The organism is Schumannella sp. GW821-FHT10F01, from assembly GCF_058809295.1.
The window spans coordinates 495,494-514,483 of record NZ_JBXASM010000001.1 but is presented as its reverse complement, the minus strand read 5'-3'; the positions used below and the strand labels follow the sequence as shown (position 1 = coordinate 514,483).

The window sequence follows — 18,990 nt, the reverse complement described above, 5'->3', positions numbered from 1 at the left end:
CCGCCCGGTATCACGCCGCATCAGGCGCCGCGCTCGGAGGACGGGCCGCGGTCCGAGAGCAGCGGCGGGAGGGGCGCGACCGGCAGCGCGAGCGGCACGAGCTCGGCCTCGAAGTCGCGGTCCATCGGGAAGGTGGGCCGCCACAGCCGGGTGAACTCGAGCCGGTCGAAGTCGAGATCGGTGCCGCCCGGCGTGGTGGCGAGGAACTCGCTGCCGGCCATGGCCCGCTGGTTCGGGAACAGGTAGCCGTTCTTCACGACGACCACGTCGTAGGGCGCGATGTCGACGAAGGCGAGGCCGATCATGGCGAAGGCCGGGGTGGCGTCGTCGAGCCCGCCGACGAAGCGCTGGCGGAACCGCTGCACGCTGACGGAAACGGTGCCGTCGCGCAGCACGGCGCCGACGATCCCCTCGCCGTAGACGCCGTCGATGAGCCGCTCGACCGTCCAGGATCCCTCGACCGGGCCGCCGGTGCGCGCGTCGACGACCGCGCCGATGCCGCGCTCGAGCACGGCGCCGACCCCTGCGGCGATCGCCGCCTCGAGCGTCGGCGCGTCGACGAGCCCGGCGAACAGGAACTCGACGCCCGCCTCGCGCACGTCGTCGCGGGCGAGCGTCGCGTGGAGGGCGGAGGTCGTGTCGCCCGAGCCGCCGGCCGTCACGTTGTCGCCTGCGTCGCTGAGGTACACCGGCCGCGGGCTGCCCGCGAGCACGAAGTCGAGCCCCTCCTCCCAGGTGCCCCAGTTCGGGCTGGTGATGCCGAAGTCGGCGCGGGCGTCCCAGTACTGCCGGCCGATGTGGGCGACGGCGGCATCGGCGGCCTCCTGCGTCGACGCCGTGGCGAAGGCGGCGGCCGCGTTGCGGTCCTCGTCGGCCCACGGGAACCCGCACCACAGGTTCACGTCCTGCACGCCGAAGCGCTCGATCGACGGGATCAGGTCGCCGAAGATGCTCGTCGCCGGCTCGAACAGCGTGCTGGTGCGCTCGCCTGGCAGCAGCACGGGCACGCGCATCCACGACTTCGCCGGGCGGACGCCGGAGCGCAGCACCTCGAGCAGGCTCGTCACCGCGCGGTCGCGCGTCTGCAGCCGGTCGATATGCGGCGCGTGCCGGTAGCAGGCGGCGACGTCGATGAGCCGGGCGAGCTCCTCGCTGAAGTTGCCGTGCGGGTCCATCGAGATGGCGAGCACGGCATCCGGCCCGACGATCTCGCGCACCTTCCCGACGAAGCGCTCCTCGAGCCGGGTGCGCCCGAGCACGGCGAGCGCGCCGTGCATGTCGAGGTAGACCGCGTCGTACGGGGCGCAGGCCGCGAGCCCGGACATCACCTCCGCCTCGAAGCGGTCGTAGAACTCCGGATCGACCGGACCGCCCGCACCCGTCGCGGCGCGCGCGACCGGCACCCACTCCACCCCGTCGACGAGGGCCCCGAGGCGTCCCGGCCAGTCGTAGTGCTCGAGGAGGTCGGCGCCGCGGAGCACCTCGAAGATCGACTCGCGCATGACGTCGAGCGAGAAGGTGGAGCACTCTCCGGAGATGCCGGCGATGGCGATGCGCATGGGTCGGGGTCCGTTCGGATGGGGCGGGGGCGGTCAGATCAGGACGGGAGCGAGATCCGGCTCGAAGCCGCGGTCGAGCGGGAACATCGGCCGCGACCAGCGGAGGATCGGCAGCCGGTCGACGTCGAGGTCGGTGCCGCCCGGCGTGAAGGCGAGGAACGAGGTGCCGGCCACCGCGACCTGGGTCGGGAACTGGTAGCCGTTCTTCACGACGACGAGGTCGTAGCCGCTCGGGTCGATCCACGCCCGTCCGGCGGCGAGGCCGGAGCCGATGGCCGGGTCGCCGGGCGCCACGAACGCGACGCGGGCGGCCTGCACGTTCACGGCGAGCGGCCCGTCCTCGAGCAGCGCACCGGCGATGCCGTCGCCGTCCTCGGCGGGGATGAGCCGCGCCACCGTCCAGGTGCGCGTCACCGGCGGCGCGTACCGGGCGTCGGTGTGCGCGCCGACCGCGAGCTCGAGCTCGGCGCCCTCGCCGGCGGCGATCGCGGCCGCGAGCGCGGCCGGGTCGTAGAGCCCCGCGACGAGCGCCGTGCGCCCGGCCCAGGCCTCCGGATGCTCGGCGAGCGCGTGCAGGCAGTAGGTCACGTCGGCGGAGGCTCCCGCCGTCACGTTGTCGCCCGAGTCGCTGACGACGAGGGGCGTCGCGGTGCCGGCGGCCAGCAGCTCGAGCGACTCAGCGAACGTGCCCGAGTGCTCCACGACGATGTCGAAGTCGTCGCGGGCGTCCCAGTACGAGCGGGCGAGCTCGGCGGCGCAGGCGAGCGCCGCCTCCGGGTCCTCCGCGGTGACGAACGCGGCGGCATGATTGCGCGGCTCGTCGGCCCAGGCGAAGCCGATGTAGAGATTCGCGTCGAGCACGCCGTGGCGCTCGATCGCCGGCTCGAGCGCGCCGAACACGCTGCGCCCCGGCTCGACGACCGTCGAGGTGCGCTCCCCCGGCAGCAGCATCGGGATGCGCACCCAGGCCTTCGCCGGGCGGATGCCGCGCTCCAGCACGTCGACGAGGTTGCGCACCGCCCGCCGCCGCGTCAGCACGTTGTCGATGTGCGGCGCGTGCCGGTGGCAGGCCGCGAGGTCGAGCGTCTCGGCCAGCGGACGGCTGAGGTTGCCGTGCGGGTCCATCGAGGCGGAGATGATCGCGTCCGGGCCGACGATCTCCCGGATGCGGCCGGCCAGGATCGCCTCGGCGTCGTCGAGGCCCTCGACGTTCGCGGCGCCGTGGAAGGCGAGATAGAAGCCGTCGACCGGCCCGGCCGCCGCGAGCGTCGTGCACAGCTCCTCGAGCAGCGCGTCCCAGGTGCCGCGCTCGATGGGGCCCGAGGCCCCGCGGATGGCGTGCACGGTCGGGACCCACTCGATCGCCGCCGCGCGCTCCGCGCCGAGCCACTCCGCCACCTCGAACGCGTCGAGCAGCTCCCGGCCGCGGCGGACCTCGAAGTCGTCCATCCCGGTCGTCTGCAGCGTGAAGGTGCTCGACTCGAGGTGGATGCCGCCGATCGCGATGCGCATGGTGCTCCTCCGGTTGCGGGCGCTCAGCCGATCGCCGGCAGGATCACCGGCGTCAGGTCGGGCTCGAAGTCGTCGTCGAGCGGGTAGATCGGGCGCCAGACCCGCTCGAAGTCGAGCCGCTCGATGGTCACGTCTGTGCCGCCCGGCGTCAGCGCCATGAACCACGACCCGGCCTTCGTCTGCTGGTCGGGGAACAGGTAGCCGTTCTTCACGACCACGACGTCGTAGCCCTCGACCGGGATCCAGGCGTGGCCGGGCAGCCGCCGGCCGGTCATCGGGCCGATCACGGCCGGGTCGACGAAGTACGAGCGGCCCTGCTGGACCATGACGTGCACGCCGTCGGCCTCGAGCAGCGCGCCGACGACGCCCTCGCCCTCGTACAGCCCGTCGATGAGCCGCAGCACCGTCCAGTCGCGCACGACCGGCGCGCCGAACCGGTCGTCGACCACCGCGCCGATGCCGCGGGACAGCGTGCCGCCGACGCCGGCCTCGACGGCCGCGGCGACGGACGCCGGGTCGGTCATCCCGGCGAACAGGATGCGCAGCCCGGATGCGAGCACGTCCTCCCGCGCGAGCGTCGCGGTCAGCGCCAGCGTGATGTCGCCGGCCGAGCCCGCCGTGACGTTGTCGCCGGCGTCGCTGAGGAACAGCGGCGCGGCCGGGCGGGTCAGCGCGAAGTCGAGCGCCTCGTCCCAGGTGCCCGAGTGGTCGCTGACCACGACGAAGCCGTGCCGCGGATCCCAGTAGTGGTGGGCCAGCTCCTCCGCGGTCGCCGCGATGACCGCCTCGTCGTAGCCGGTGACCATGACGGCGCCGCCGTTGCGGTCCTCGTCCGCCCAGGCGAACCCGACCCACATCGACACGTCGACGATGCCGTCGCGCTCGAGCATCGGCTCGAGCGCCCCGAACGCCGTCTTCGCCGGTTCGACCAGTGTCGACGTGCGCTCCCCCGGCAGCAGCACCGGCACGCGCACCCACGCCTTGAGCGGCTTCCGACCCGAGCGGACGACCTCGACCAGCTTCTGCACGGCGCGCTCGCGGATCGGCCAGGCGTCGATGTGCGGCGCGTGCCGGAACGCGACGGCGAGATCGACCTGCTCCGCCAGCTCCCGGCTGAAGTTGCCGTGCGTGTCCATCGACATGGAGATCACCGCCGCCGGCCCGACCGCCTCGCGGACGCCGCGGAGCAGCTCCTCCTCGGCGTGGTCGCGGCCCGCGACGTGCGCGGCGCCGTGGAGGTCGAAGTAGACGCCGTCGACCGGGCCGAGCGCGCGGAGGCCGTCGACGATCTCGTCGCGGAACGCCTCGAACGCGGCCGGATCGAGCGGACCGCCCGCGCCGCCGTGCGCGCGGAACACGGGCAGCCACTCGATGTCGTCGCCGTCCGGGATCCACGACGCGAGGTCGTAGAGGCCGAGCAGCTCGTCGCCGCGGTGGATGCTGAAGTGCTCCGCCAGCATCCGGTGGCGGGAGAACGTGCTCGACTCGGTGCCGAAGCCGGCGATGGCGATGCGCATGGAGCGGTCCTTCGTGATGGCGCTGGTCAGCGCTCGCCGGCGGCGAGCACCACGGGGGTGAGGTCGGCCTCGAAGTCGGTGTCGAGCGGGAAGATCGGCCGCTGCACCTTCTCGAACGCGAGGCGCTCGACCACGAGGTCGGTGCCGCCGCGGGTGAGGGCCATGAACGAGCTGCCGGCGACCGCGAGCTGGCTCGGGAACTGGTAGCCGTTCTTCACCACGACCACGTCGTAGCCCGACACGTCGAGGTGGATCGCGCCGTACCAGGGGAACAGCGGGCTCGACGGGTCGCCCGGTCCCACGAACGGGGCGATCTGCCGCTGCAGCACGACCGTCGTGTCGCCGTCGCGCACGATCGCGCCGGTCAGCCCCTCGCCGTAGAGCCCCTCGACGAAGCCCTCGACCTCCCAGCGGCCGGGCACGGGCTCGGCGTAGCGCGAGTCGACGACCGCGCCGATCGCGCGCTCGAGCACCGCGCCGACGCCGGCCTCCACCGCCGCCTCGAAGGCGGCGACGTCGACGATGCCCGCGAAGATCGAGCGGATGCCCGCCATCCTCGGGTCGGCCCGGGTCGCGGCGAGCGGTCCGGTCGTGTCCTGCGAGCCGCCGGCGCGGCCGTTGTCGCCCGCGTCCGAGACGAAGACCGGCCGCGCGGCGCCGTCCACGACGAAGTCGAGCGCCTCCTCCCAGCTGCCGGAGTGGTCCATCACGATCACGAAGTCCTCGCGGGCGTGCCAGTACCACCCGGCGATCTCCTCGGCGCACGCCGCGACGGCGGCCGGGTCGTCGCCGGTCACGAACGCGGCGGCCGCGTTGCGATCCTCGTCGGCCCAGGCGAACCCGACCCAGAGCCCAGCATCGAGCACGCCGTGGCGCTCGATCGCCGGCAGCAGGCCGCCGAACACGGTCGCCCCGGGCTCGACCGCCGTCGACGTGCGCTCGCCCGGATGCAGCACGGGGATGCGCACCCATGCACGGGTCGGGCGCACGCCGGAGCGCAGGACCGAGATGAGGTTCGTCACGGCGCGGTCGCGCGTCGCGAGGTTGTCGATGTGCGGGGCGTGCCGGTGCGCGGCGGCGAGGTCGAGCAGGCCGGCGAGCTCGCGGCTGAGGTTGCCGTGCGTGTCCATCGAGGCGCTGATGACGGCATCCGGCCCGACCACCTCGCGCACCCGGCGCACGAACTCCTCCTCGATGCGGTCGCGGTCGTCGACGTGGACGGCCCCGTGCAGCTCGAGGTAGACGCCGTCGACCGGACCGGCCGCGCGCAGCGCTGCGATCGTCTCGTCGAGCAGCGGATCGATGTAGCCGTGCAGGATCGGGCCGCTCGAGGCGCCCATGAGCCGCACCGTCGGCACCCACTCGACGCCCTCGATGACGTCCGCGCCGAGCCGGTTCGCGAAGTCGTACTGCGCGAGCATCTCCTCGCCGCGCTGCACGAAGAAGAAGCCGTCGCCGGCGCGGTGCTCCGAGAATCCGCTCTGCTCGCCGTGGAGGGCCGCGATCGCGATGCGCATCAGGCGCTCGGGGTCGCGGTGGCGTTCGCGCCCGCGCTCGGGATCCACCGCGGGGCGAGGTCCGGCTCGAAGCCGCGGTCGAGCGGGAACATCGGGCGGTCCACCCGCGTGAACTCGAGCCGCGAGAAGTCGAGCTCGGTGCCGCCGGGCGTCAGCGCCATGAAGGTGCTCGCCGCGAGCGCCGTCTGGCCCGGGAAGAAGTAGCCGTTCTTCACGACGACCACGTCATACGGGCTGAGGTCGTGCCAGACGTTGCCCGGCCGCGGGATGTGCGTCGGGTCCTGCGGCGGCGTGAACTTGATCCGGATGCGGTGCAGCGACACGTGGATCGTCCCGTCGTCGACGACCGCGCCGACGACGCCCTCGCCGAGCGCGCCGTCGATGATCTCGAGCACCGTCCACGGGCCCGGCAGCGGTGCGGCGTAGCGGTCGTCGAGCTGCGCGCCGACGGCCCGGTCGAGCACGCCGCCGACGCCGGCCTCGACGGCCGCGTCGAGCGCGTCCGGGTCGACGATGCCGGCGAACAGCCACTTCCGTCCGTCCGTCGCGGAGGGCCGGGCCAGCGTCTCGCTCGCGGCGAAGGTGATGTCGCCGGACGCGCCGGCGGTCACGTTGTCGCCCGCGTCCGCGATCCACACCGGCGTCGGGGTGCCGCTCTCGACGAAGTCGAGCGCCTCGGACCAGTCGCCGGAGTGGTCGGTGACGATCTGGAAGCCGTCGCGGGCATCCCAGTACAGCTGCGCCAGCTCGGCGGCGGTGGCCTCCACGGCCTCCGCGTCCCAGCCGGTGACCATGACGGCGGCGCCGTTGCGGTCCTCGTCGGCCCAGGCGAAGCCGACCCACATGCCGGCGTCGAGGATGCCCTCGCGCTCGGAGGCCGGCTGCGCGGCGCCGTAGACGCTCGCGCCCGGCTCCACCGTGGTCGAGGTGCGCTCGCCGGGCAGCAGGATCGGCACGCGCACCCACGACTTCAGCGGCTTCTCGCCGCGGCGCAGCACCGTCACGAGGTTGCGGATCGCACGCTCGCGGGTGAGCTTGTTGTCGATGTGCGGCGAGTGCCGGTGCGGGCTGCCGAGGTCGACGAGCCCGGCGAGCTCTTCGCTGAAGTTGCCGTGCGGGTCCATCGAGACGCTGATCACGCAGGCGTCGCCGACGACCTCGCGGATGCGGCGGAAGAGGTGCTCCTCGGCGTGCACGCGTCCCTCGACGTGGGCGGCGCCGTGGAGGTCGACGTAGAGCCCGTCGAGCGGACCGGCGGCCTCGAGTCGCTCGATGAGCTCGTCCTCGATGCGGTCGAACGCGGCCGGATCGACCTGGCCGCCCGCGGCGCCCTGCGCCCGCATCATCGGCACCCACTCGATATCCGCGTTCCCGGTGCGGTTCTCGGCGCCGAGGGCCGCGTCGAAGTCGTACAGCTTCAGCACGTCGTCGCCCCGCGTGATGTTGAAGTACTCGTACGGCGTGAGGTAGGTGGCGAACATGGTGGACTCGTGGCCGAATCCGGTGATGCCGATACGCATGAGGGCTCCTCTTCGCAATTTTGCGCTACGTTGCGCATCACCATACTGACACACCTGTTTCGTGCGCATTACGGCGGATCCGCCCGCACCCGTCCCGTCGAGGGGTCGCGACCCGTCGCGCGGGCGCGGGCCGTCACGGCGTGTCGCGACCCCTCGACGGATCAGGAAGGCGGGGCGGGCGGTACGAGCGGAGCGGGCGGGTCAGCCGAGCTGCTTGACGGAGTCGCCCGTCACCAGCGCCACCGGGGTCACCGAGTGCTGCGGCGGGCGGGCCGGGTTGTCCATCCGGTCGACGAGCATCGCGACGGCGCTCGACGCCATCTTGTCGACCGGCGTGCGCACGGTCGTGAGCCGCGGTGTCACGTACGACGAGCCCGGGGTGTCGTCGAAGCCCACGAGCGACAGGTCGTCGGGGATGCGCACGCCGAGGTTGCGCGCGCCCATGATGAGGCCGAGCGCGATCGTGTCGCTGGCGGCGAAGACGGCGGTCGGCGGCTCGGGCGCGGCGAGCAGGTGCGACAGGGCGCCGACGCCGAACTCCTCGCTGAACGCGCCGGAGAGCGGCGGCTGCGCGTCGGGGTCGAGCCCCGCCTTGCTCATCGCGTCGCGGTAGCCGCGCGTGCGCTCCTGCACGGACTTGAGGCTCGCCGGCCCGGTCACGAGCGCCACGCGGCGGTGGCCGAGCGCCAGCAGGTGCGCCGTGGCCTGGTAGGCGCCGGCGTAGTCGTCGACGAGCACGGTGTCGACCTCGGGCGCCCCGACGAGCGCCTCGTCGATGACGACGACCGGCTTGCCGCTCGCGATGAGGGTCGACAGCGAGCGGTTCGACGTGTAGTTGCCGGCGTAGACGATGCCGGCGACGTCGCGCGCCTCGAGCAGGTCGACGTACTCGAGCTGCTTGCGGGAGTGGTTCAGCGTCGACGTGATGAGCACCGACAGCCCGTGGCCCTCGGCCGCGGCCACGACCTGCTCGGCGATGCGCGCGAAGTAGATGTTGCCGATCTGCGGCACGACGAGGCCGATCACGCCGGCACCCGTGCCGCGGGTGCGCGACGACTTCGGCGGGCGGGAGTAGCCGAGCTCCTCCATCGCCTGCAGCACGCGCGACTCGGTGTCGGGCTTCAGCGGCAGCTGGCCGTTGAGGAACCGCGAGACCGTCGACACCGCGACCTGCGCGCTCTCGGCGATGTCGTGGAGGCTGGGCCTCCGGTCGGCGACCTCGGGGGCGGGACCCGCCATGCGTTCCTCCAGCTGTCGGTGCGCGACGCGGATGCGGTCAGCGGCGGCGCAGAGGCCGTGCGGCGGGGACCGCGCCGGCTCGTCTCCATTCTGCCCGACGACGGCTCGGTTTTGCGCAATGCGCGCACGACACGGCTGCCAGGTGACGTCCGGTGACACCGAGGCGGCCGCCGCTGCGACGCCCCGGGCTCTGCGGCGGCCGAGCATCAGGGTCTTCGGTACGCGCGCACGTGTTGTGTACTGTTGCGAAAATGACGGAGGACGTCCTGGATCACGGCGCACGGACCCCGGGCTGGGGCGTGCTCGGCACCGGCTGGATCGCCGACCTGCAGGTGCGCGACCTGCTGCGCGACGGGGCCCGCGTGACCGCGGTCGGCTCGCGGACGCCCGAGCGCGCCCGCGCCTTCGCGGACGAGGTCGGGGTCGAGCGCGCGCACGGCTCCTACGCCGCGCTCGTCGACGACCCGGATGTCGACGTCGTCTACATCGCGACGCCGGCGACGCAGCACGCCGCCGACGCCCGCCTCGCGCTCGAGGCTGGGCGGCACGTGCTGCTCGAGAAGCCGTTCGCCCTCTCGGCGGCGCAGGCCCAGCCGCTCGTCGCCCTCGCCCGCGAGCGCGGCCTCGTGCTCATGGAGGCCATGTGGACCCGCTTCCTGCCGCACATGACGCGCATCCGCTCGCTCCTCGCGGACGGCGCGATCGGCACGCCGCGCACCCTCATCGCGGACGTCGGCCAGCGCGCGCCCGCGGACAGCCGCCTCCACCGCCGCGACCTGGCCGGCGGCGCGCTGCTCGACATCGGCGTCTACCCGGTGTCGTTCGCGCTCGAGCTGTTCGGCGAGCCGGAGTCGGTCCGCTCCGTCTCGGTGCTCTCGGCCGAGGGCGTCGACCTGCAGACTTCCGTCGCGCTCGGGTTCCCCGGCGGCGCGCAGGCGCTCGGCCATGCCGCGATCGACGTCGCCGGACCGAATCGCGCCACCATCCTCGGCACGGCCGGCCGCATCGAGATCGACAGCACCTGGTACGGCCGGGCGGACTTCTCGCTGCTCGACGGGGAGGGCGCCGAGGTGGAGCGCTTCATCAATCCGGCCGAGCCGCGCGGCATGCAGTACCAGGCTCGCGAGATCGAGCGGCTCGTGCTCGAGGGACGTCGCGAGTCGTCGATCATGCCGCTCGACGGCACGCTCGCGGTGCTGCGGGTGCTCGACCGCATCCGCGCGGAGCAGGGCATCGTCTACGACGAGCGCGAGCTGGATTCGCCGACCCCGCCCGAGCTGCCGGAGGACGCCGCGGCCTGACCCGGTCGACGGCGTTCCCATCCGCTCGGCCCGGACCTGTTCGGCGCCTGCGGCCACGCGCGCCCGTCCGGAAGCGCCGGAACTGGGCCGTGATGAGCGACAGGGGCCCGAGGCCGAGCACGGACGCGCGCGCACCGGCTCAGGAGGTCGGCACGCTCCGGGTGTCGATGGCGCCGGTCGCGGGCGACCCGGCCGTGCGCGGCGCCGGCAGCAGGCTCGCGAGCAGCACCACGACGGCGCCCGTGCCCGCGGCGATGGCGAACGCGAGGTGGAACGCGGGTGCGGTCGGCACGGGATGCGCGCCGACCTGCGTCGCCATGCCGGCGAGGATCGCGCCGAGGATGCCGCTCGCGAGCGTCGATCCGAACCAGCGCATGACCGCGTTGAACCCGTTGGCGGAGGCCGTGGCCGTCGCCGGCACGGAGCGCATGATCACGATCGGCGCGGCCGAGTAGACCATCCCGGATCCGACGCCGACGAGCCCCGCGACGATGGCGAGCTGCCACCAGGCCGTGCCCGTGAGCGCGGCGACGAGGAACGCCGTGGCGAGCAGCACGCCGCCGAGGCGGATGGCGAAGCGCGGCCCGCGGGAGCGCACGATCCGAGCGTTGACGGGCGAGAACGCGAGCATGAGCGCGCCGGTCGGCACCACGACGAGGCTCGTCGTGATCATGTCGAAGCCGAGCCCGACCCCGCTGCCGGAGGGCGCCTGCAGCAGCCGCGTCACGGCACCCGGCACGGCGAACCAGCAGAAGCCCGCGCCGATGCAGAGCAGATTGACGAGCAGCACCGACCGCCGGGTCATGAGCCGCAGGTCGACGAGCGGCGAGGTGACCCGCAGCTCGTGGCGCACCCAGAGCACGAGCACCGCGAGTCCGCCGAGACCGCAGCCGAGCGTCGCGGGGCTCGTGAGGCCCCATGTCTCGGCCTGGCTGATCGCGAGCAGCACGCCGACCAGCCCCGCGCCGAGGCCGAGCGCGCCGACGACGTCGAAGCGGGGCCGTGGTCCGCTGCGCTCGACGGCGACGGACGGCACCGCGAGGGCGACGAGCCCGGCGCTGATCAGCGCGAGCACGGCCGCGAGCCAGAACAGCCAGTGCCAGTCGAGCCGCTGGGCGACGACGGCGGAGAGCGGCAGGCCGAGCCCGCCGCCGATGCCGTTGCTCGCGCTGACGAACGCGATCGCGCCGGGCACGCGCGCGGGCGGCAGCACATCGCGGAGCGTCGACACGTTGAGGGCCATCACGCCGAGGCCGACGCCCTGGAGCGCGCGTGCGGCGATCACCCCGGGCAGCGAGACGCTCAGCGCGCCGACGACGGAGCCGATCACGATGACCCCGAGCAGCGCGAGCAGCACCCGCTTCTTGCCGACGAGGTCGCCGAGCCGCCCGCTCACGGGCGCGCTGGCGCAGGCCGCGAGCAGCGCCGCGGTCAGCACCCACGAGACGGCGGACGCCGAGGTGCCGAACTCGGCGGGCAGCTCCGGCACCAGCGGCGTCATGATCGTCTGCAGGAACGAGGCCAGCAGCGCCGTCGAGGCGAGCGCGCCGGTCGCGGCGGCGGGATGCGGCCGCGCGCTCACGCCGCCTCCTCCGCTCCGGCGGCCGAGGCGCCGGCCTCTCCGATCGCCGTGCTGAGCCACGAGGCGACGCCGACCAGCCCGCCCATCGCGACGAGCACCGCTCCGGCGCCGGCCACGCCCGCGAGCAGGCCGACCCCGACCGGCAGGGCGGACTGCGCGACCCGGTTGCCGGCGATGCGGAGCGACATGACGGTCGCGCGACGGCCCGGCGGGGCGATCTCGCTGAGCCACGACAGCGTGAGCGGCTGGCACACGCCGTTGCTGAAGCCGAAGACGACGCAGATCGCGAGCAGCACCCACGGCGGCGCGGGGATCGCGAGCGCGGCGATCGCCACCGCCGACAGCCCGATGCCGCCAACCATGAGCCGGCGCCGGCCGACGAGGCGGATCTGCCAGCCCAGCCCGAGCCGGGAGGCCATGGCCGCGAGCGAGCGGACGACGAGCATCGCGGCGACGAGCGCGGACGGCAGGCCACGCGCGACGCCGAGCGCCGGCAGGTAGACGGTGAGGATCTCGACGGACGCGATCACGGTGCAGCTCGCCGCAAGCGCCCGCGCGATGCCGGGCTCCCGCAGCATCCCGAGGCCGCGGCGGGAGCTCGTGCCCTCGGCGGGCACGACGCGCGGCGTCGAGCGCAGCAGCAGCGCCGATGCGAGCGTGAGCACCCCGAGCCCGACGCTGATGGCGAGCTGGAGCCCGATGTCGGGCGTCGTCGCGTCGCCGCCGAGCAGGAGCAGCGCCCCGCCGACGCCCTGACCGGCCGAGATGCTGAAGGCGTACGCGCCGAACACGGAGTCGCGGGCGGCGCCCGTCGTCCGGTTCGCCAGCACGGCCTGGTCGGCCACGATCGAGACGAGCTGGCCGCAGCCGAAGAACGCCACGGACAGCAGCAGGGCCGGGATGGACCCCCTGCCCAGCAGCGCGACGGCGCACGCCGCGAGCACGAGGGCACCGCCCACCGCGGCGATGGTCCGCTCGCCGACGCGGTCCGCGATCCGGCCCGTGGGTACGGCGAGCGCGAGTCCGGGCAGCGCGAAGGCCGCCGAGAAGACGCCGAGCCAGGCCGGGTCGAGGCCGGCGTCGAGTGCCGCATAGGAGATGGTCGGGCGGAGCGAGAAGGTGACGATCTGGATCGCCGCGCTGTGGAGCAGCACCACCGCGAGCGCGGAGCGGCTCCATCCGCTCCCGACCCGCTCGGCCACGCCACTCCGTCCCGCGCGCATTGCGCAACGTTGTTCTCTGTTGCACAACTATAGCTCCGGACGCGCGCAGCCGAAGCGGGCGGTCAGCCCGGGCGCGGGCGGATCAACCCAGGCGCGCGGCGAGCTCCGGGATGGCGGCCAGCGCCGCGTCGAGGTCGGCGCGCGCCCGGTCGGCGTGATCGGCATCCGGATCATCCGGCGAGTAGCGCGCCTCGAGCACGTGCGCGGTCATGCCGAACGACTCCTCCAGCACCACGCGGAGCGCCGCGACCGCGTGCTCCCAGCCCGCCGTGGGCGTGCCGGCGTCGTATGCCATCCCGCTCGCCGTGACGAGCACCGCGGGACGGCCGGCGAGCGGCTGCGGGCCCGCGAACGTCCAGCCCGGCACGTGCACGCGGTCGACCCAGGCCTTCAGGGTCGACGGCAGGGAGAAGTTGTAGACGGGCACGCCGATCAGCAGCACGTCGGCCGCGAGCAGCTCGTCGACGATCTCCCGCTGCAGCGCGGCGGCCTCCGCCGGCACCGGCCCGGGACGCTGCCCCTCGGGCCAGTGCAGCGCCCAGGTCTCCAGGTGCGGCAGCGGATCGCGGTGCAGGTCGCGCGCGACGACCGCGTGGTCGGCGCCGAGCGCGCTCCACGCCTCCGCGAAGGCGCCGGTCAGCCGGCGAGTTCGCGATCCGGCGAGGTCGGCGGACGAATCGAGCCGCAGCAGCGTTGCCATCCCGCCACGCTAGCGGTCGCGATCCGGTCTCCGGCGCTCAGGCCCGCAGGATCCGGCTCCCAGGAACTGTTCGGTTGCCTCTCGGGCGGAAGGGGAGGTGAATGGATTCATGGACTACGAATTCCTCGGACGAACCGGCACGAAGGTCTCCCGCATCGTGCTCGGCACCATGAACTTCGGCGATCGCACGACGGAGGAGGACTCCTTCGCGATCATGGACCGGGCGCTGGAGCTCGGCATCAACTTCTTCGACACGGCGAACGTCTACGGCGGGAAGGCCGGCCGCGGCGGCACGGAGGAGATCGTCGGCCGCTGGCTCGCCGCGCGGCCCGGTGTGCGCGACGACCTCGTGCTCGCCACGAAGGTGCACGGCACGATGCGCGAGGGCGACGTGAACGGCAACGGCGTCTCGGCCTGGCAGCTCCGCCGCGAGTCGATCGCCTCGCTGCGGCGTCTGCAGACCGACCGCATCGACCTCTACCAGTTCCACCACATCGACCGGCACATCCCGTGGGAGGAGACCTGGCAGGCGGTCGAGCGGCTCGTCTCGGCCGGCGACGTCGTCTACACCGGCAGCTCGAACTTCGCCGGCTGGGACATCGCGCGCGCCCAGGAGCAGGCGCAGCAGCGGCACTACCTCGGCCTCGTGTCGGAGCAGTCGCTCTACAACCTCCTCGACCGCACGATCGAGCTCGAGGTGCTGCCGGCCGCGCGGCACTACGGCCTCGGCGTCATCCCCTGGTCGCCGCTGAAGGGCGGTGCGCTGAGCGGACCGCCCGCCGGCGAGGGCTCGCGCTCGGGCGGCGGCCGCAACGCCGAGCTCCGCGCGGAGAAGGCCGACCAGCTCGCCGAGTACGAGAAGGTCGCGGCGGAGGTCGGCTGCACCCCCTCGCAGCTCGGCCTGTCGTGGCTGCTGCACCAGCCCGGCGTGACGGGACCGATCGTCGGCCCCCGCACGCTCGAGCAGCTGGAGGACGCCGCGGGCGCCGTCGACGTGACGCTCGGCGACGACGTGCTCACGCGCCTCGACGAGCTGTTCCCCGGCCCGGGCGGATCCGCGCCGGAGGCCTACGCCTGGTAGGCGACACCGCCGGCCGCGCTACGGTCGCGGCATGGCACTCGGAGTCGACGAACCGGATGCGCGCGGCCGCACCGGGCTGGACCGCATCGGCCGCGACCTCGCCGGCAACCCGGACGTCCGGGTCGTCGACGTCGAGGTGCTGGCGAGCGCCTGGCACGTGCTGCGCCGCACCACGCTGGAGGTGCGGGGCCGCGACGGCTCGTGGTCGACGCAGACCCGCGAGACGTACGACCGCGGCGACGGCGCCGTCATCCTGCTCTACGACGTCGCGCGCCGCACGGTGCTGCTCACCCGGCAGTTCCGCTACCCGGCGTACGTGAACGGGCATCCGGACGGGCTGCTCATCGAGGCGGTCGCCGGGCTGCTCGACGGCGAGGATGCGGCCTCCGCCATCCGCCGGGAGGCGCAGGAGGAGTCCGGACACGACATCGGCGAGCCCGAGGCGCTCTGGTCGATCTACATGAGCCCCGGGTCGGTCACCGAGCGGCTGCACTTCTTCGCGGCGCCCTACTCGGCCGCGACGCGCACCTCGGCGGGCGGCGGCGTCGCGGAGGAGGGCGAGGAGCTCGAGGCGGTCGAGCTCGGCATCGACGCGGCGTTCGACGCGATCGGCACCGGCATCGTCGACGCGAAGACGATCATGCTGCTGCAGTGGGCGGTGCTGCGGGGTCCGTTCGCCGGCTGATGCGGCGGCGCGTCACGAGGTACGAGCCGAGCAGGACGAGGGCGAATCCGGCGACGGTCCAGACCGTGATCTGCTCGTGGAGCACCAGCGCCCCGGCGACGATCGCGACCGCCGGGTTGAGGTAGGTGATGGTGGTCGCGCGCACTGGCCCGACCTCCGAGATGAGCGCGAACATGAGCACGAAGGCGAGGGCGCTGCAGATCGCGCCGAGCGCGATCACCGATCCGATCACCTCGCCCGACGGCACGGACGTCGGGATGGCGCCCGTCAGCAGCACGATCGGCACATAGATCAGTGCCGCGAGGCCGAGCGAGGCCGTGACCACGCCGACGCCCGGCAGGTCGGACATCCAGCGCGCCAGGATCGCCGGTCCGACCGCGTAGCCGACGACCACGACGGCGATCTCCGCGACGCCGACGAGATCGGATCCGCTGACGTCGAGCCCGACGAGCGCGGCGACGCCGAGGGTGCCGACGACCATCCCCGACCAGTTGCCGGCGGTCATCCGCTCGGGGCGGCCGGAGAGCAGCGCGACGATCACGCCGACGATCGGCACCGCCGCGAGCAGCAGCCCCGACGTGGAGCTCGGCAGCCGCGTCTCGGCGCTCGACAGGAAGTACCACGGCAGCACGATCTCGACGATCGTGTAGGCGAGCAGCGGCTTCCAGCGCCGCAGCACCACGCCGAGCTGCTTCCGGGCGAGCGCGAGCGGCAGCAGCAGGAGCGCGCCGAGGGCGCTGCGGCCGAGCACGACCGCCGCCGGGTCGAGCTCGCCGACGGCGACCTTGATGAGCAGGTACGGGATGCCCCAGGCGACGCCGAGCGCCAGGAACAGCAGCACGCCCCGTCGCGTCATCCCGCCGCCTCCAGCCCCGTCGCGCGGCTCTCGCGAGCCTCGATCGCCCGGGCGCCGCGCTCGCGGCCGACGCCCGGTCCGGCGTCAGCGTAGCGACGCGCAGACCCGCCGCGCGGGGTCCACCCGGCGGCTCGCGGACCGCTGGCCGAAGCCGACCGGATGCTGGCCGGAACGCGCCGATCAGGCCGGTGCCCGCCGATCAGGCGCGGGGCAGCGCCCCGGGTCCGCGCGTCGTGGTGACGCCGTCGATCCCGACCGGCGCCCCCTGCTCGTCGACGAACGCGAGATGCACCGGGCGCCCGTCGGCCGCGACGTAGCGCGTGGCCGGGCCGTGCTCGCTCGGCACGTGCCGGTCGCCCCACTCGGTCAGGGCGGCGAGCACCGGCAGCAGCTCCTCCCCCGCGACCGTCAGCACGTACTCCTCGCGCTCGCGCGCGCCCTGCTCGCGGTACGCCCGCCGCTCGAGCACGCCGAGCTCGACGAGCTTCGCGAGCCGGTCGGCGAGCACGTCGGGCGCGACGCCGAGCCGCGCGCGAAGGTCGCTGAAGCGGCCGATGCCGAAGCGCACATCGCGCACGATCAGCAGCGCCCACTTCTCGCCGAGCACCGTGAGCGAGCGGGCGATCGAGCAGCGCTGGTTGACGGGCGTCGGCGTCTTCATGCCCTCATCCTATCCTGAATCTGTTTTTCCTACTCAGTTGCGCTACTGTCCTCTGCATGCCCGCTCTCAGCCCTCGCGCCTCGTTCTGGACCGCCGCCGCGGTCGCCGGACTCGCCCTCTGGGCGAGCGGCGCCCCGTCGATCGTCTACCCGCTGTACGAGTCGAGGTGGCACCTCACGCACGCCGCCTCGACGCTGATCTTCGCGATGTACCCGATCGCGCTCGTGCCGACCCTGCTGCTGCTCGGCAACCTGTCGGATCACCTCGGGCGCCGCGCCGCGATCCTGCTCGGACTCGCCGCCCTCGCCGCCGGCACCCTCGCCTTCGGGCTCGCCGCCGGGCTGCCGCAGGTGCTCGTGGGCCGCGCGCTGATGGGCGTCGGCGTCGGCCTCTCGCTGAGTCCTGCGACCGCCGCGATGATCGAGTTCGGGGGCGCCGAGCGGGCACCGAGGGCCAGCTCGACGACGACCGCCGCGACCGCCGGCGGCCTCGCCCTGGCCACCCTCGTCGGCGGCGCGCTCGTGCAGCACGCGCCGGATCCGCTCCACCTCACGTTCTGGGTGCTCCTCGGGGTGATCGCGATAGTGGCCGCGGTCGCCGCGCTCCTCCCCCGCACGCGCGATCCGCTCGCCGGGCGGTGGCGTCCGCGGGCGCCGCGGGTGCCGGCCGGCCTCCGCCTCCCGTTCGCCGCCGGCGCGCTCGGCATCGCGGGCGCGTACGCGGTCGGATCGGTGTTCCTCGCGCTCGGGGCGCAGGTCGCGCGCGACCTCGTCCGCTCCTCCGACGCCCTGGTCGACGGCGCCGTGCTGTCCGTCTCGGCGGTCGCCATCGGCGTCACCGCGGTGCTCGCGCGGCGGCTCGCACCGCCGCGGGCGCTGACCGCCGGCCCGGCTGCGCTGCTGGTCGGCCTCGGCGCGCTCATCGCGGCCGGGTCGCTGCACTCGCTGCCGCTGTTCCTCGCCGCCTCGATCGCGACCGGCGCCGGCTACAGCCTCCTGTTCTCCGGCGGCCTCGGGATGATCACGTCCACGGCGCCGGCGCACCACCGCGGCGCCGTCATCTCCGCCGCGTACACGGTCGGCTACCTCGTGCAGGCCGCGGCCGCGCTCGGCCTCGGCGGCATCGCCACGTCCGCCGGGCTCCTCACCGCCATCGAGCTCGGCGCCGTCGCCCTGCTCGCGATCGCCCTGGCCGCGGCCGTGCTCGCCGTCATCGGGCGCCGGGCGCGCACCGCCACCGGACCCGTCGCCGTCCGCTGACCGGCGGACCGACCGCGTCCGCCGGCCGGCGGACGACCCCACGAGAGGACATCACCATGACCGCCATCGCCGACTCCGTCGTGCTCGTCACCGGCGCGAACGGCGGACTCGGGCTCGAGTTCGTGCGCCAGTCGCTCGCCCGCGGCGCCCGCCGCGTCTACGCCACCGCCCGAACGCCGCGCGGCTGGGACGACGAGCGGATCGTGCCCCTCGCGCTCGACGTGACCTCGCCCGACTCGATCGCCGCAGCAGTCCGCACCGCAGACGGCGCCTCGATCGTGATCAACAACGCCGGCATCGGCGGCGCCCGCGGTCCGCTGCTCGCGCAGACACCCGACGATGTGCAGCGGCTGTTCGCGACGAACGTGTTCGGCGCGCTCCAGGTGGCGCAGGCGTTCGCGCCGGTGCTCGCCGCGAACGGCGGCGGCGCGCTCGTCGACATCCACTCCGTGCTGAGCTGGCTCGCGACCGGCGGCGTCTACTCGGCCACGAAGGCGGCGCTGTGGTCGCTGACGAACACGCTGCGCCTCGAGCTGCGGCCGCAGGGCACCCAGGTGCTCGGCGCGCACCTCGGCTACACCGACACCCCGCTCACCGCGTGGCTGCCGCCGGAGGTGCCGAAGGCCGATCCCGCCGACATCGTCGCGGCGATCCTCGACGCGCTCGAGGCCGGCGAGCACGAGGTGCTCGCCGACCAGGTCAGCGCCGACGTGCGCGCCGCCTTGTCCGCGCCGCTGACCGCGCTCTACCCGGAGCTCGCGGCCGGCTCCTGACGCGG

General features: G+C 74.1%; 16 protein-coding genes. 5 read left to right on the top strand and 11 right to left on the bottom strand.

Features of this window, described 5'->3' with window-relative positions:
- Positions 1–20: 20 nt before the first annotated feature.
- The 6 genes from AC1RSJ_RS02560 to AC1RSJ_RS02535 all read right to left on the bottom strand — a co-directional run bounded on the left by AC1RSJ_RS02560 (position 21) and on the right by AC1RSJ_RS02535 (position 8,864).
- The gene (locus tag AC1RSJ_RS02560) at positions 21–1,559 is read right to left on the bottom strand and encodes a M81 family metallopeptidase (RefSeq protein WP_493116756.1); all 1,539 of its coding nucleotides are present in this window, start codon (positions 1,557–1,559) and stop codon (positions 21–23) included.
- 33 nt (positions 1,560–1,592) lie between these two features.
- The gene (locus tag AC1RSJ_RS02555) at positions 1,593–3,071 is read right to left on the bottom strand and encodes a M81 family metallopeptidase (protein ID WP_493116755.1); all 1,479 of its coding nucleotides are present in this window, start codon (positions 3,069–3,071) and stop codon (positions 1,593–1,595) included.
- Between the two features lie 23 nt (positions 3,072–3,094).
- Positions 3,095–4,588, bottom strand: a complete 1,494-nt coding sequence (locus tag AC1RSJ_RS02550) for a M81 family metallopeptidase (protein WP_493116754.1) — start codon at positions 4,586–4,588, stop codon at positions 3,095–3,097.
- 26 nt (positions 4,589–4,614) lie between these two features.
- Positions 4,615–6,105 carry a M81 family metallopeptidase gene (locus AC1RSJ_RS02545; protein ID WP_493116753.1) on the bottom strand — a complete coding sequence of 497 codons (1,491 nt, stop codon included), beginning with the start codon at positions 6,103–6,105 and terminating at the stop codon, positions 4,615–4,617.
- Positions 6,105–7,625: a M81 family metallopeptidase gene (locus AC1RSJ_RS02540; RefSeq protein ID WP_493116752.1), complete on the bottom strand. Its 1,521-nt coding sequence runs from the start codon at positions 7,623–7,625 to the stop codon at positions 6,105–6,107. The genes AC1RSJ_RS02545 and AC1RSJ_RS02540 overlap by 1 nt, the downstream gene beginning before the upstream one ends.
- Before the next feature lie 201 nt (positions 7,626–7,826).
- Positions 7,827–8,864, bottom strand: a complete 1,038-nt coding sequence (locus tag AC1RSJ_RS02535; RefSeq protein ID WP_493116751.1) for a LacI family DNA-binding transcriptional regulator — start codon at positions 8,862–8,864, stop codon at positions 7,827–7,829.
- Between the two features lie 251 nt (positions 8,865–9,115).
- Here AC1RSJ_RS02535 and AC1RSJ_RS02530 point away from each other — a divergent pair, with 251 nt between their 5' ends.
- Positions 9,116–10,165 carry a Gfo/Idh/MocA family protein gene (locus tag AC1RSJ_RS02530; protein WP_493116750.1) on the top strand — a complete coding sequence of 350 codons (1,050 nt, stop codon included), beginning with the start codon at positions 9,116–9,118 and terminating at the stop codon, positions 10,163–10,165.
- A 139-nt stretch (positions 10,166–10,304) separates the two neighbouring features.
- On the opposite strand, the gene AC1RSJ_RS02525 is transcribed toward AC1RSJ_RS02530, so the two are convergent.
- The 3 genes from AC1RSJ_RS02525 to AC1RSJ_RS02515 all read right to left on the bottom strand — a co-directional run bounded on the left by AC1RSJ_RS02525 (position 10,305) and on the right by AC1RSJ_RS02515 (position 13,670).
- Positions 10,305–11,747, bottom strand: a complete 1,443-nt coding sequence (locus tag AC1RSJ_RS02525; RefSeq protein WP_493116749.1) for an MFS transporter — start codon at positions 11,745–11,747, stop codon at positions 10,305–10,307.
- Complete coding sequence (locus tag AC1RSJ_RS02520; RefSeq protein ID WP_493116748.1) at positions 11,744–12,949, bottom strand: MFS transporter; 1,206 nt, start codon at positions 12,947–12,949, stop codon at positions 11,744–11,746. Before AC1RSJ_RS02520 ends, AC1RSJ_RS02525 begins: the two co-directional genes overlap by 4 nt.
- A 103-nt stretch (positions 12,950–13,052) precedes the next feature.
- The gene (locus tag AC1RSJ_RS02515; protein ID WP_493116747.1) at positions 13,053–13,670 is read right to left on the bottom strand and encodes an FMN-dependent NADH-azoreductase; all 618 of its coding nucleotides are present in this window, start codon (positions 13,668–13,670) and stop codon (positions 13,053–13,055) included.
- Between the two features lie 109 nt (positions 13,671–13,779).
- Here AC1RSJ_RS02515 and AC1RSJ_RS02510 point away from each other — a divergent pair, with 109 nt between their 5' ends.
- Together AC1RSJ_RS02510 and AC1RSJ_RS02505 are read left to right on the top strand one after the other, a co-directional pair.
- Positions 13,780–14,751, top strand: a complete 972-nt coding sequence (locus AC1RSJ_RS02510; protein WP_493116746.1) for an aldo/keto reductase — start codon at positions 13,780–13,782, stop codon at positions 14,749–14,751.
- 31 nt (positions 14,752–14,782) lie between these two features.
- Positions 14,783–15,436: an NUDIX domain-containing protein gene (locus AC1RSJ_RS02505; protein ID WP_493116745.1), complete on the top strand. Its 654-nt coding sequence runs from the start codon at positions 14,783–14,785 to the stop codon at positions 15,434–15,436.
- On the opposite strand, the gene AC1RSJ_RS02500 is transcribed toward AC1RSJ_RS02505, so the two are convergent.
- Positions 15,390–16,292, bottom strand: a complete 903-nt coding sequence (locus AC1RSJ_RS02500; protein WP_493116744.1) for a DMT family transporter — start codon at positions 16,290–16,292, stop codon at positions 15,390–15,392. The two genes, AC1RSJ_RS02505 and AC1RSJ_RS02500, sit on opposite strands and share 47 nt — an antisense overlap.
- Positions 16,293–16,491: 199 nt before the next feature.
- Positions 16,492–16,953 carry a winged helix-turn-helix transcriptional regulator gene (locus AC1RSJ_RS02495; RefSeq protein WP_493116743.1) on the bottom strand — a complete coding sequence of 154 codons (462 nt, stop codon included), beginning with the start codon at positions 16,951–16,953 and terminating at the stop codon, positions 16,492–16,494.
- Positions 16,954–17,009: 56 nt separating this feature from the next.
- Here AC1RSJ_RS02495 and AC1RSJ_RS02490 point away from each other — a divergent pair, with 56 nt between their 5' ends.
- Both AC1RSJ_RS02490 and AC1RSJ_RS02485 read left to right on the top strand, forming a co-directional pair.
- Complete coding sequence (locus AC1RSJ_RS02490; RefSeq protein ID WP_493116742.1) at positions 17,010–18,212, top strand: MFS transporter; 1,203 nt, start codon at positions 17,010–17,012, stop codon at positions 18,210–18,212.
- 56 nt (positions 18,213–18,268) lie between these two features.
- Positions 18,269–18,985 (top strand): SDR family oxidoreductase, encoded by a 717-nt coding sequence (locus AC1RSJ_RS02485; protein ID WP_493116741.1) that lies wholly within the window; start codon positions 18,269–18,271, stop codon positions 18,983–18,985.
- The last annotated feature ends 5 nt before the right edge of the window (positions 18,986–18,990 follow it).

What these genes read in the sequence shown, in the direction of transcription:
- AC1RSJ_RS02560 (WP_493116756.1), bottom strand. Translation starts at nt 1,559, where the DNA reads ATGCGCATCGCCATCGCCGGCATCTCCGGAGAGTGCTCCACCTTCTCG.
- AC1RSJ_RS02550 (WP_493116754.1), bottom strand. Translation starts at nt 4,588, where the DNA reads ATGCGCATCGCCATCGCCGGCTTCGGCACCGAGTCGAGCACGTTCTCC.
- AC1RSJ_RS02540 (WP_493116752.1), bottom strand. Translation starts at nt 7,625, where the DNA reads ATGCGTATCGGCATCACCGGATTCGGCCACGAGTCCACCATGTTCGCC.
- AC1RSJ_RS02515 (WP_493116747.1), bottom strand. Translation starts at nt 13,670, where the DNA reads ATGGCAACGCTGCTGCGGCTCGATTCGTCCGCCGACCTCGCCGGATCG.
- AC1RSJ_RS02535 (WP_493116751.1), bottom strand. Translation starts at nt 8,864, where the DNA reads ATGGCGGGTCCCGCCCCCGAGGTCGCCGACCGGAGGCCCAGCCTCCAC.
- AC1RSJ_RS02505 (WP_493116745.1), top strand. Translation starts at nt 14,783, where the DNA reads ATGGCACTCGGAGTCGACGAACCGGATGCGCGCGGCCGCACCGGGCTG.
- AC1RSJ_RS02500 (WP_493116744.1), bottom strand. Translation starts at nt 16,292, where the DNA reads ATGACGCGACGGGGCGTGCTGCTGTTCCTGGCGCTCGGCGTCGCCTGG.
- AC1RSJ_RS02495 (WP_493116743.1), bottom strand. Translation starts at nt 16,953, where the DNA reads ATGAAGACGCCGACGCCCGTCAACCAGCGCTGCTCGATCGCCCGCTCG.
- AC1RSJ_RS02485 (WP_493116741.1), top strand. Translation starts at nt 18,269, where the DNA reads ATGACCGCCATCGCCGACTCCGTCGTGCTCGTCACCGGCGCGAACGGC.
- AC1RSJ_RS02555 (WP_493116755.1), bottom strand. Translation starts at nt 3,071, where the DNA reads ATGCGCATCGCGATCGGCGGCATCCACCTCGAGTCGAGCACCTTCACG.
- AC1RSJ_RS02490 (WP_493116742.1), top strand. Translation starts at nt 17,010, where the DNA reads ATGCCCGCTCTCAGCCCTCGCGCCTCGTTCTGGACCGCCGCCGCGGTC.
- AC1RSJ_RS02545 (WP_493116753.1), bottom strand. Translation starts at nt 6,105, where the DNA reads ATGCGCATCGCGATCGCGGCCCTCCACGGCGAGCAGAGCGGATTCTCG.
- AC1RSJ_RS02530 (WP_493116750.1), top strand. Translation starts at nt 9,116, where the DNA reads ATGACGGAGGACGTCCTGGATCACGGCGCACGGACCCCGGGCTGGGGC.
- AC1RSJ_RS02510 (WP_493116746.1), top strand. Translation starts at nt 13,780, where the DNA reads ATGGACTACGAATTCCTCGGACGAACCGGCACGAAGGTCTCCCGCATC.